Annotated in this window: 9 protein-coding genes; 1 reads left to right on the top strand and 8 read right to left on the bottom strand. The window is 42.6% G+C overall.

What is annotated here, in order from left to right:
* Positions 1 to 263: 263 nt before the first annotated feature.
* A complete protein-coding gene (locus Q4D72_RS06440) occupies positions 264 to 1,451 on the bottom strand; it encodes a pyridoxal phosphate-dependent aminotransferase (protein ID WP_303076857.1) in 1,188 nt (395 codons plus the stop codon).
* Positions 1,452 to 1,573: 122 nt separating this feature from the next.
* Between Q4D72_RS06440 and rsmG the strand changes: the two genes are divergently transcribed.
* Complete coding sequence (gene rsmG / locus Q4D72_RS06435) at positions 1,574 to 2,200, top strand: 16S rRNA (guanine(527)-N(7))-methyltransferase RsmG (RefSeq protein ID WP_303076855.1); 627 nt, start codon at positions 1,574 to 1,576, stop codon at positions 2,198 to 2,200.
* A 31-nt stretch (positions 2,201 to 2,231) separates the two neighbouring features.
* Here rsmG and Q4D72_RS06430 read toward each other — a convergent pair whose 3' ends face one another.
* From Q4D72_RS06430 to guaB, 7 genes are all read right to left on the bottom strand, one after another.
* Positions 2,232 to 3,017 (bottom strand): hypothetical protein, encoded by a 786-nt coding sequence (locus Q4D72_RS06430; protein WP_303076853.1) that lies wholly within the window; start codon positions 3,015 to 3,017, stop codon positions 2,232 to 2,234.
* An 87-nt stretch (positions 3,018 to 3,104) separates the two neighbouring features.
* Positions 3,105 to 3,848: an outer membrane beta-barrel protein gene (locus tag Q4D72_RS06425; RefSeq protein WP_303076852.1), complete on the bottom strand. Its 744-nt coding sequence runs from the start codon at positions 3,846 to 3,848 to the stop codon at positions 3,105 to 3,107.
* Position 3,849: 1 nt separating this feature from the next.
* Positions 3,850 to 4,965 (bottom strand): PCMD domain-containing protein, encoded by a 1,116-nt coding sequence (locus Q4D72_RS06420; protein ID WP_303076851.1) that lies wholly within the window; start codon positions 4,963 to 4,965, stop codon positions 3,850 to 3,852.
* 146 nt (positions 4,966 to 5,111) lie between these two features.
* Positions 5,112 to 6,095, bottom strand: coding sequence for a PLP-dependent cysteine synthase family protein (locus tag Q4D72_RS06415; RefSeq protein ID WP_303076850.1), 984 nt, complete (start codon positions 6,093 to 6,095; stop codon positions 5,112 to 5,114).
* Positions 6,096 to 6,209: 114 nt separating this feature from the next.
* Positions 6,210 to 7,085 carry a succinate--CoA ligase subunit alpha gene (sucD, locus tag Q4D72_RS06410; RefSeq protein ID WP_303076849.1) on the bottom strand — a complete coding sequence of 292 codons (876 nt, stop codon included), beginning with the start codon at positions 7,083 to 7,085 and terminating at the stop codon, positions 6,210 to 6,212.
* Positions 7,086 to 7,321: 236 nt separating this feature from the next.
* Positions 7,322 to 9,907 carry an ATP-dependent chaperone ClpB gene (gene clpB / locus Q4D72_RS06405; RefSeq protein WP_303076848.1) on the bottom strand — a complete coding sequence of 862 codons (2,586 nt, stop codon included), beginning with the start codon at positions 9,905 to 9,907 and terminating at the stop codon, positions 7,322 to 7,324.
* Between the two features lie 262 nt (positions 9,908 to 10,169).
* Positions 10,170 to 11,642, bottom strand: coding sequence for an IMP dehydrogenase (gene guaB / locus Q4D72_RS06400; RefSeq protein ID WP_303076847.1), 1,473 nt, complete (start codon positions 11,640 to 11,642; stop codon positions 10,170 to 10,172).
* Positions 11,643 to 11,667: the final 25 nt, after the last annotated feature.

Genomic DNA, 11,667 nt, shown 5'->3' with positions numbered 1-11,667 from the left:
TGTTGGCATCAGCTTCTTTTTTCCAAAACACACGGCTTCCGTTGATGAGAAAATTTAGAAACGAAAAATCCGTTTTTAGGATTTTCACCTAATAAAAAGAAAAGACGCCGTAAAAGCATCTTTCTAAAATAGAATTTATAAGGTAAAACAACTGCACATTGAAAAGAAATAGCCAATCTTTGCAGATAATACGCTTAAAATAGGGATTGATACTAAAAACAATGTGGTTGACTGCCTTAAAAAAGCTGTCAAAAAATGTTCTGTTAAGTCAAACTTTCTTTAATACGCTTAATAGCTTCACGAAGTTCGGTCTCGGAGGCTGCATATGAGATGCGAATGCAGTTCTTATCGCCAAAAGCCTCGCCCGTAACGGTAGCCACGCCTGCCTCTTCCAGCAGATAGAACGAAAAATCGGAAGCTGTGTTAATGGTTTTTCCGCGTAGGGTTTTCCCGAAGAAATATGAGATATCAGGGAAGACATAAAAGGCTCCTTCGGGGACATTGAGCTTAAACCCACAGATTTCAGCCAATAATTCCAGTACTAAGTCCCTTCGGGTTTTAAATTGCTCAATCATATACCGAATGTTGCTCACCGGAGCGTTCAAGGCTGTAATCGTAGCGCGTTGGGCAATGGTATTTGCGCCGCTGGTGATTTGCCCTTGCATCTTGGTGCACGCCTTGGCAATCCACTCGGGCGCCCCGATGTACCCGATGCGCCAACCGGTCATCGCAAAGGCTTTCGAAACGCCATTAACGGTAACGGTGCGGTCAAACATTCCGTCAATTTCGGCAAAACTGGTATGTTTCCCTACAAAATTGATATGTTCATAGATTTCATCAGAAAGTACGAAGATATTCGGATATCTGGCAAGTACGCGGGCAAGTCCTTCCAGTTCGGATCGATTATAGACGGAACCGCTCGGGTTGCAAGGCGAATTAAGCCAAATCATTTTGGTTTTAGGCGTGATAGCGGCTTCAAGTTGCTCCGGAGTCATCTTAAAATCGTTGTCAATGGTGGTATGGACTTCTACCGGAACGCCCTCGGCGATTTTCACAATGTCCTTATAGCTTACCCAATAGGGCGCAGGGAAAATAACTTCGTCACCGGGGTTTATCATTACGAGCGCCACGTTTGCCAAGCACTGTTTGGCTCCGGTAGAAACGCAAATTTGCGTGGGCGAGTAGGTCAGGTTGTTGTCCCGTTTGAACTTTTGGCAAATAGCATCTTTCAGTTGCGCAAACCCATCGACGGGGGAGTATTTGCTGTAATTCTGATGGATTGCATCAACGGCTGCTTCTTTAATAAAGTCGGGAACATTGAAATCAGGTTCGCCCAGACTCAGCCCGATGATGTCTTTTCCTTGTGCTTTGAGTTCACGGGTCTTGGCTGCCATTGCAAGTGTGGCAGATGTTTCCATTTTATTGATTCTGTCGGATAAAAACTGTTGCATAAGCGTAAATTATTGATTTCAGTTCACAAAAATACGTATTTTTGCAGGAAAAAATCAGGAAATAACCGTATTTTTTTTACATTTGCCAACGAATTTATTACAAACTAACAGATTTGCAAAAGATGACGGACGTAAAAAGCATTACCAATTACTTCAATGACTTGACCTTGGAGCAACTACGCAAGTTTGAAGCGTTAAAACACGTGTACGAGGAGTGGAATACCAAAATAAATGTGATTTCACGCAAGGACACCGAGCGTTTTTACGAGCACCACGTGTTACATTCGCTTGCCATTGCGAAAGTTCAGGCGTTCTTGCCGGGCAGTTCTGTTTTAGATGTGGGTACAGGCGGCGGATTTCCGGGCGTTCCGCTGGCAATTTTGTTCCCACAGGTGAACTTTACGCTCGTTGACTCCATCGGAAAGAAAATTAAAGTAATAGAAGCGGTTTGTAAAGCAATTGGTATTGAAAACATTACCGCCATTAACAGCCGAGCCGAACAAATTGACCAAAAATTCGATTTCATCGTAAGCCGAGCCGTTACCCAAATGCCCGAGTTTGTGAAATGGGTGAAAGGGAAAACAAAAAAAGTGTCAAAACACGCGCTCCCCAACGGAATTCTGTATTTAAAAGGGGGAGATTTAACACAAGAGCTGGCTTTATTCCCTGCTGCGCGGCAATATGCAATTTCTGATTTCTTTTCCGAGCCTTTTTTTGAGACGAAGAAAGTAGTTTACCTTCAATATTGAGAAAAAAGCGATATTGTTTAAGGAGTTGGTTTTACTTTTTGTTTCCGTCTAAGAAGATATAAAATAAATCCCAGCGATAACGCATTTCTTCGCTGAGTTGGGTGTTTTCAAAGTAGTATTTTTCCACCAAAGGCAAGAGATTTTCAGCAAGTTGGCGGTCGTTTATCCATTCCATTACTTCATTATTAAAATCCGGATTTACCGAAAACACATCGGAATAGTCGCCGTAGTTTCCTCCGTAGTAAAGTAATGATTCAAAATGCTCCAAAGCGGTGGGGCAGTGGTGGAGCATCATTTCCTGCCAAAGGGAAAGCAAATGTGTAACGGAAATCCCTGAAATATTGAACATTAAAATGTAAGTCATTGCGCTTGCCAATCGGGTTTGGTAGGGCGAATGCACCAAAATATCGGTCATAAATTGTTTAGAAAACCGCTGCATAAATTCCAATTGCGGGGCAGACCAATGTGGCAATTCAAAATGGCATTTGTCCAAAATATTTTCCGTGGAATGGCGGATATTTTTGTGCATTGCCAAGAGTTCCAGCACGCGAGGCAGAAAATGAGCGATTTCATTGGTTCGTTGGTCGGTATAAGCCGCGTCTAAATATTCGTAAATCAGGTCTTCGCTAAGCTGATTCACAGGCGTAGAAACCAATAATTGCTCGTTTTCTTCACTGACACAGCAGTTGGTGCAAACATCGGTTAAAAACCGCCCAACAGGACGCAAGAAAAGCGTGTATGCCTCTGTGATAAGCAATTGCATTTCCGGCGACATTTCAGGATACAACGACGGATTGGGGCGTGTTTTGATTTTCATATCGTTTTGTTTTAATTTATTTTCATAAAAAAACGTTGCCAAAGAAGTGTGAATTCTTTGGTAAAGATAGTAAATAAAATCTTGATTTTAAAATCGATACCCGAAACCAAGATTCAAGTACACATTGTGCAAATTGAATGAAATAGCCTCAAAATTCGGGTTTAACAAGCTGTTGAAGCTATATGTGATTTCAGGGAAAAGACAAAAATGGTTGTTTAAGTACCATTCCGCTCCGAACAAAGCACCCCATTCGGTTTTTTGCACTTCATCGGAAAAATCATAGTTTGCCATTTCGCCATTTTCAAAGTTGATTTTGGCTCCGACGGGCGTATCCTGTCGCAAGTAGCCTTCTGAAACTGCTCCTGTGAAACTACGGCTGATGGCTCGGCTTACGTATCCTCCTGCGTATAAATTCCAACGATTAGAAATGGCGTAAACTACTGATAAAGTTAGGCTTACGTATGAATTGTCGATTTTGGTTTCCACCATTCCGGTGTAATAGCCTCGTATTTTCTCACCTGATTTTTCAATTTCTGTAATATAGTGTTTTACGTAGGCTTGGGTTTCCATTCCTTTTCTTTCGGAGCGAATCCCCAATCGAATGCCCCATTTTTTTCTCTCAGAAAACCAGCGGGTTGCGTTGATTTCTGCCCCGAGAAGCAACATCGGGTTGTAATTTTCTATCTTTCGGATTTCTTGCGGAATGCCCAGTGGCGTGCTTCCGCCGATGCTGAAATTCGCACGGACTTGATAATCAGTAAGTGATATTTTTTCTTGTGCACCGCTCAAAGTGCTGAATAGTAATGTTATGGCAAATATAATTCGTGTCATATTATTTCGTAATTATTTCAATTTCATCTATATAGAGCGTACTTCCAACCGCTCCGTTAAACACATCGCCTTCAATGCTTGACGTAAGAACAATGGTGAACATATATTCTTTTTCGGGATTGAATTTCTTTCTTTCGGCGTCTTCAAAAAGGATTTCAAATTTTGTCCACTCATTGGTTTCGATGCGCTGTTCGGGTTTTAGTCGTGCCACACTAACGATTCTCGGGTCTTTAAAAGCGTGGTCGCCGGGAAGAAAATTATCTTTTTCGCCTTTTTCAAAAAGAATGGCGTAAGCGTCCCAAGTGTCGCGTGTTAGTTGCGTATTTTTTTTGGTTTTGGTAAGCGTTTCGCCGGCAGTGTATTTAAAATAACCCGTAACGGCTTTTGGGGCTGTTTTGAAATTGTAATCCATTCCGAATTTGGTAGATTTTACAACGGGGAAGGTCTGCTTGAAACTTCCCAAGAAAAGATTTCCGGCGGCCAATGGAGAGCCAAAAAGGGAACCTAAAAAACCGGTGCTTTTGGTTTGTAATTTGATGCCGTTTCCTTTGTAACCGTCGGGAGTTTGAGCCGAAGGATACACTGCCGGCGTAAATTCTTCTCCTTTCTTTAATAAGGTCTTAGCCAATGTGTTATATCCTTCATTGGCAGTTGCCCAATCGTATCGTTTTTGGTTGTTGAGTTGTTCAAAAAGCAGATGAAAATGTCCTTCGGGACTGGTGGTGTGAATGGTTTCGGCTTTTTCAAAAGAATAATGCTGAATGGCCGTGTTGTCATCAATCACGAACGATACGGTGTATTCTTTTGTCCATTGCCCATTTTCGGAAGTAACGGTGTATGTTTTCGGTTCATTGAAATCAAGCATTGAGCCGTTGGCAGGAATAATCGTCGCTCCTTTACTGAGTTCAAAATTAGGGGCATACAAAAAATCACCTTTAAAAGTTTTTAAATTAAAGGTTACGGAATTGTTTCCGATAATGGGGTTGTCTTTGAGTATTTTTCCGCCTTCGGGAAGGGTTGCCTGCTCAATATCGGCTTCTAAATTCGGGGCTTCTTCCCGAATACAGGAACTCACGAGCATACTTGCCGTGAATGCTAAAAAAAGAATTTTTCTCATAAAAGTTAAATTAAGTGATTGAGATTTAATTTTTTACTACTTTGCTTGTATTTAGAATATATCCTGCCACACAAAGTCGAAACCTTGTGCATACAGGGTTTCGACTTCGTGTAGTTTAATTAATAAATGTTATTTTTGAGTGAATTTTATAAAAATCCTTGCTCTTTCATCCATTTATCGCTGTAAATTTTGCTCATATAACGCGAACCGTGGTCAGGGAAAACGATAACAACAACGCTTTCGTTATCAAAAAGCCCTTTTTCAGCGTATTTTTCAGTTGCAGCAAAAGCCGAACCGCTGGTATATCCGCAGAAAATTCCCGTTTCAGTGGTGATTTTGCGGGCTGCCAAAGCACTTTCTTTGTCGTTTACCTTAATAAATTCGTCAATAATATCAAAATCGGTAGCCGTCGGGATTAAATTTTTGCCCAATCCTTCCACTTGATATGAATGCAGTTCATTGGGGTCGAACTCACGGGTTTCGTGGTATTTTTTGATGGCTGAACCTTCGGCATCAACGCCTAAAATTTTCACATTCGGATTTTTTTCTTTCAGATATCTTCCTATACCTGAGATAGTTCCGCCTGTGCCGCTACAAACCACCACGTGCGTAACTTTGCCGTCGGTTTGTTCCCAAATTTCTTTTCCGGTTGTGTGATAGTGTGCATCAATATTTTTCTCGTTGAAATATTGGTTGATGTAAATGGAATTGGGGGTTTCTTTGTGCAAACGCTCGGCTGTTTTGTAGTACGAACGCGGGTCATCGGCAGGAACGCTCGCAGGGCAAACGTGTACTTCGGCGCCCATTGCTCGGAGCATATCTATCTTATCTTGTGATGATTTATCGCTGATTGCCAGAATGCAACGATATCCTCTGATGGCACTAATCATCGCCAAACTGAATCCTGTGTTGCCCGATGTATTTTCAACGATGGTTCCGCCGGGTTTGAGTGCACCACTGCGTTCGGCTTCGTCAATGAGATACAGAGCGATACGGTCTTTTGCCGAATGCCCCGGATTGAAGGCTTCTATTTTGGCGAAGTAATTTCCACTTAGGTTTTTTGTGATTTTTTCAAGAGAAATTAAGGGGGTATTCCCCATCAGTTCCAATATATTATTGTAATATTGCATTTTTTTTAATATTTTGATAATCAATCGTATATTTATGGTTAAAATGATTTTTTTGCATAAAAAAACAAAAGCAGAAATTCTTTTGAATCCTGCTTTTGTACATTTTGAAAAGAATTATTTTTTCATCACTTCGGCTACTTTTTCACCGATTTTTGCAGGTGAATCCACCACGTGAACACCGCATTCTTTTAATATACGTTTTTTGGCTTCGGCAGTGTCATCAGCGCCACCTACGATGGCTCCGGCGTGCCCCATTGTACGTCCTTTCGGAGCGGTTTCACCGGCGATAAAGCCCACTACCGGTTTTTTATTTCCATTGGCTTTAATCCAGCGTGCGGCTTCGGGTTCAAGCTGACCACCGATTTCGCCAATCATTACAATACACTCAGTTTCAGGGTCGTTCATTAAAAGTTCAACCGCTTCTTTGGTGGTTGTCCCAATGATGGGGTCACCCCCGATTCCGATGGCGGTGGTAATTCCCAATCCTTGACGCACGATTTGGTCGGCAGCCTCATAGGTTAAAGTCCCTGATTTTGAAACGATTCCCACTTTTCCCTTTTTGAAAATAAAACCGGGCATAATGCCTACTTTGGCTTCTTCGGGCGTGATAACCCCAGGGCAGTTAGGTCCTACCAATCGACAGTCTTTATCTTTCAGATAATCAGCTACTTTTATCATATCTGCTACCGGAATTCCTTCCGTAATGGTAATGATAACTTTGATGCCGGCGTCGGCTGCTTCCATTATGGCGTCGGCTGCAAAAGCAGGCGGTACAAAAATGATTGAAACATCAGCTTTGGTTTCTTTAACTGCTTCTTTTACAGTATTGAAAACAGGTTTTCCCAAGTGAATTTGCCCGCCTTTTCCGGGGGTAATTCCACCCACTACGTTGGTGCCGTATTCAATCATTTGTTCGGCGTGAAAAGTACCTTCACTGCCTGTAAATCCTTGTACGATTATCTTCGAATTTTTATTAACTAATACGCTCATATCTTATGATTTAAGTACTCAGCAAAACTATGATTTTTTATTTGATTTTCAAAATTATTTTTAATCTTTGATGTAATAAAGAATTTACGAATGTGTTAATTATTTGAAAATTAAATTTTTATGATAACTAGAAAAGAAAAAACTTTACCGAAAAAAAAATCCGGCAAAGTTTGTTTTTGATTATGTTAAGTGATTTTTGGATTAATAAACCCTTTTAAGACAAATAATTAAGATGTTTAATTATTCCTAAAAACCAATTGATTATCAAACGAATCCAAAAGAATGATGCTGTTTTTATGTACGTTACCGCTTAAAATTTCTTTTGAAAGGCGGTTAAGCACTTCTTTTTGAATGGTTCGTTTTACGGGTCGCGCTCCAAACTGCGGGTCGAATCCTTTTTGAGCCAGGTAATCAATAGCCTCGTCAGTAGCATCGAGCAGAATGTTTTCGCGAGCCACCATTTTGATGAGCGAACGCAATTGCAAACGCACAATGTTTCGGATATTTTCCTGCGAAAGCGGCGTAAACATCACAATGTCGTCAATTCGGTTAATAAACTCAGGACGAACCGTTTGCTTCAACAATTGCAACACTTCCTCTTTGGCGGTTTCGGTGGCTTTTTCCGTGTCGTCAGCGTGTTTTTCAAAACTTTCCTGAATTAAATGACTGCCAATGTTGGAGGTCATAATAATAATGGTGTTTTTGAAATCGGCGGTTCTGCCTTTATTGTCTGTCAGGCGACCTTCGTCCAAAACCTGTAACAAAATATTAAAGGTGTCGGGGTGCGCCTTTTCGATTTCGTCGAGCAAAATCACCGAATACGGTCGGCGACGTACCGCTTCGGTCAGTTGCCCGCCTTCGTCATACCCCACATACCCCGGAGGTGCTCCCACCAAACGGCTTACTGCGTGGCGTTCTTGGTATTCGCTCATATCGATACGTGTCATAGCTGTCTCATCATCAAACAGATACTCGGCAAGGGCTTTGGCAAGTTCGGTTTTTCCTACTCCGGTTGTTCCTAAGAAAAGAAACGAACCGATGGGTTTTTTCGGGTCTTGCAAGCCGGCTTTGCTTCGGCGAATGGCATCGGAAATGGCTTCGATGGCTTCCTCTTGCCCCACCACGCGTTTGTGGAGTTCGCTTTCCAATTTCAGTAATTTTTCGCGTTCGCCCTGCAACATTTTCGTAACCGGAATGCCCGTCCATTTGGCAACCACTTCGGCGATGTTTTCGGAGGTAACTTCCTCTTTTATAAGCGAATTACCTTGTGCTTCATCCAATTTTTCTTGTAACAGAACGAGCTTGTCTTGTGCTTCTTTGATTTTTCCGTAACGAAGCTCGGCTACTTTGGCGTAATCGCCTTCGCGTTCGGCTTTTTCGGCTTCCAATTTGTAATTTTCAATGGCTTCTTTGGTGATTTGCACCTCATCGATGACCGATTTTTCGCTTTGCCATTTGGCGAAAATGGCGTTGCGTTCTTCCTTTAAATTGGCTACGTCGGCATAAAGCGTTTTGAGTTTCTCTTCGTCGTCTTCCCGTTTAATTGCCTCGATTTCAATTTCTAACTGCATTATTTTTCGGTCAAGCACGTCCAATTCTTCGGGTTTGGAATTGATTTCCATTCGCAATTTGGCTGCGGCTTCGTCCATCAAATCAATGGCTTTATCGGGCAGAAATCGATTGGTAATGTACCGCTCTGAAAGTTCCACGGCGGCGATAATGGCTTCGTCTTTAATGCGGACTTTATGATGCGTTTCGTACTTTTCCTTAATTCCGCGAAGGATAGAAATGGCACTTTCCGTATCGGGTTCTTCCACCATAACTTTCTGAAAACGACGCTCTAAGGCTTTGTCTTTTTCAAAATATTTTTGGTATTCGTCTAGCGTCGTTGCCCCGATGGCACGCAATTCGCCCCGAGCCAACGCCGGTTTTAAGATGTTGGCAGCATCCATCGCTCCTTCGCCACCGCCTGCCCCGACAAGTGTGTGGATTTCATCGATGAACAAAATGATATTTCCGTCGGAAGCGGTAACTTCTTTCACTACGGATTTGAGCCGTTCCTCGAACTCGCCTTTGTATTTAGCTCCGGCGATAAGTGCCCCCATATCAAGTGAATAGATGATTTTATCTTTCAGATTTTCGGGTACGTCGCCCTGCACGATACGGTGTGCGAGTCCTTCGGCGATGGCGGTTTTTCCTACACCGGGTTCGCCCACAAGCATCGGGTTGTTTTTTGTTCTTCGCGAAAGAATTTGCAACACGCGACGGATTTCCTCATCACGCCCGATGACGGGGTCAAGTTTCCCGCTATCAGCCAGTTGATTCAAATTTTTGGCGTATTTATTGAGCGAATTGTAGGTTTCTTCGGCAGAAGCGGAGGTTACGCGTCCGCCTTTGCGAAGCTCTTGAATGGCTTTTTCGATGTCTTTTTCCTTTACGCCTTGGTCTTTCAAAGCCTGACCTATCTTGCTGTTTGACTTGAAGATAGCCAAAATCAGATGCTCGATGGAAACGTACTCGTCGTTCATTTTTTTGGCGATGATTGCTGCTTCGTTAAGCATTGTGCCTGCTTCCCGCGAAAGCGACATTTGTCCGCCACTGACTTTGGGGAAACTCTGTAAGGCTTTTTCCAGTACGTTGCTGAGTTGTTCCTTGTTGATATTCAGTTTTTTAAGTAGGAAAGGCAACACGTTTTCGTCGATTTCTTCAATGGCTTTGAAAAAATGTTCGTTTTGCAATTCCTGATGTCCGTACCCTTGTGCGATTTGCTGTGCTTGTTGTACGGCTTCTTGCGATTTAATGGTATAATTGTTAAAATTCATAGTCTTAAAATAATTTTGTGTGTTTCTGCGTGAAGAAAGGCAAGTTTTATGCCGAAGTGATTTTTATGACTTTTTGTCAGTTTTTGTAAGCGGAGTTTTTGTTGTTTTGAGCTTAGTTTGTTTGTAATTAGGTTTTTATTGATATTTTATATTAATGACAATTTGTCAAATTGTTTTAAGAAATAAGAAAGATTGCTGTGAATAGAGTTGTTTTTTTAGAGTATCATAAAAAAGCCTCACTTCTGTGAGGCTTTTTATCATTTTATCTTGAATAATTAGGTGCTTCTTTGGTGATGGTGATGTTGTGCGGGTGGCTTTCTGTAATGCCGCTGGCGGTAATACGAACAAAACGACTCACCTCTTGCAACGTTTGAATGTCTTTCGCGCCACAGTAGCCCATTCCGGCACGAAGCCCGCCGATGAATTGATGCATACTTTCTTGTAATTCACCTTTGTAAGCCACTCTGCCAACGATGCCTTCCGGAACTAATTTTTTAATATCGTCTTCCACATCTTGGAAATAGCGGTCTTTACTGCCTTGTTTCATTGCTTCGACAGACCCCATTCCGCGGTAGGATTTGTATTTTCTTCCTTCAAAAATAATGGTTTCACCGGGCGATTCTTTCGTGCCTGCCAGCAAAGACCCCAGCATCACGCAATGAGCACCTGCGGCGATGGCTTTCACGATGTCGCCCGTATATCGAATTCCGCCGTCGGCAATAACCGGAACGCCCGAGTTTTTCAGTGCGCCGGCAACTCCCATTACGGCAGAAAGTTGCGGGTATCCTACTCCGGCAACTACGCGCGTAGTACAGATAGACCCCGGTCCGATACCTACTTTTACGGCATCGGCGCCATTTTGAGCCAAGTAAACAGCGGCTTCGGGGGTGGCAATATTCCCGACAACTACATCTAAATCAGGGAATTTGGCTTTCACGGCTTTCAGTACCGATACAACGCCTTGCGTATGTCCGTGAGCGGTATCGATAATTACGGCATCAACGCCCGAATGCACTAAGGCTTCGGCACGTTCTACGGCATCGGCAGTTACACCCAACGCCGCTGCTACACGCAATCTGCCTAAACTATCTTTGTTGGAAATTGATTTTTCTTGCAGATTGGCAATATCACGGAAGGTTATAAGCCCGATGAGTTTGTTGTTTTTATCAACAACGGGCAGTTTTTCGATTTTGTTTTTTTGCAGAATTTTCTCGGCATCTTTCATCGAAGTACCTTCACTGGCGGTGATTAAATTTTCGGAAGTCATCACCTCGGCAATGGGGCGATTAGCGTTCTGTTCGAACCGTAAATCGCGATTGGTAACGATACCTTTTAGCGTTCCGTTTTGATCAACGATAGGGATACCGCCGATGCTGTTTTCTTTCATACACTTTTTGGCATCGGACACTTTGGTGTCTAAGCCCAGCGTAACGGGGTCGATAATCATTCCGCTTTCGGCACGTTTAACCTTGCGGATTTGAGTGGCCTGCTCGCTGATTGTCATATTTTTGTGAAGCACCCCAATACCGCCTTCACGCGCCATCGCAATAGCCATTGCCGCTTCGGTTACGGTGTCCATCGCTGCCGAAATAATCGGAACGTTCAGTGAAATGTTGCGTGTAAACCGGGTTGTGATGGAAACATCACGCGGAAGCACTTCGGAATAATTAGGAATAAGCAGTACGTCGTCATAGGTAAGCCCTTCACCTATAATTTTATTTTCTTGAAGATTCATAAAGCAACTTGAAATTTAGTTGCGT

Origin of the sequence: Capnocytophaga sp. (genome assembly GCF_030532915.1) — a bacterium.
Classification (GTDB): domain Bacteria; phylum Bacteroidota; class Bacteroidia; order Flavobacteriales; family Flavobacteriaceae; genus Capnocytophaga.
Note: the sequence above shows the minus strand (reverse complement) of the source record. Positions and strands in the feature narration are given on the sequence as shown.

What these genes read in the sequence shown, in the direction of transcription:
- Q4D72_RS06430 (WP_303076853.1), bottom strand. Translation starts at nt 3,017, where the DNA reads ATGAAAATCAAAACACGCCCCAATCCGTCGTTGTATCCTGAAATGTCG.
- rsmG (WP_303076855.1), top strand. Translation starts at nt 1,574, where the DNA reads ATGACGGACGTAAAAAGCATTACCAATTACTTCAATGACTTGACCTTG.
- sucD (WP_303076849.1), bottom strand. Translation starts at nt 7,085, where the DNA reads ATGAGCGTATTAGTTAATAAAAATTCGAAGATAATCGTACAAGGATTT.
- Q4D72_RS06420 (WP_303076851.1), bottom strand. Translation starts at nt 4,965, where the DNA reads ATGAGAAAAATTCTTTTTTTAGCATTCACGGCAAGTATGCTCGTGAGT.
- Q4D72_RS06425 (WP_303076852.1), bottom strand. Translation starts at nt 3,848, where the DNA reads ATGACACGAATTATATTTGCCATAACATTACTATTCAGCACTTTGAGC.
- Q4D72_RS06415 (WP_303076850.1), bottom strand. Translation starts at nt 6,095, where the DNA reads ATGCAATATTACAATAATATATTGGAACTGATGGGGAATACCCCCTTA.
- Q4D72_RS06440 (WP_303076857.1), bottom strand. Translation starts at nt 1,451, where the DNA reads ATGCAACAGTTTTTATCCGACAGAATCAATAAAATGGAAACATCTGCC.
- clpB (WP_303076848.1), bottom strand. Translation starts at nt 9,907, where the DNA reads ATGAATTTTAACAATTATACCATTAAATCGCAAGAAGCCGTACAACAA.
- guaB (WP_303076847.1), bottom strand. Translation starts at nt 11,642, where the DNA reads ATGAATCTTCAAGAAAATAAAATTATAGGTGAAGGGCTTACCTATGAC.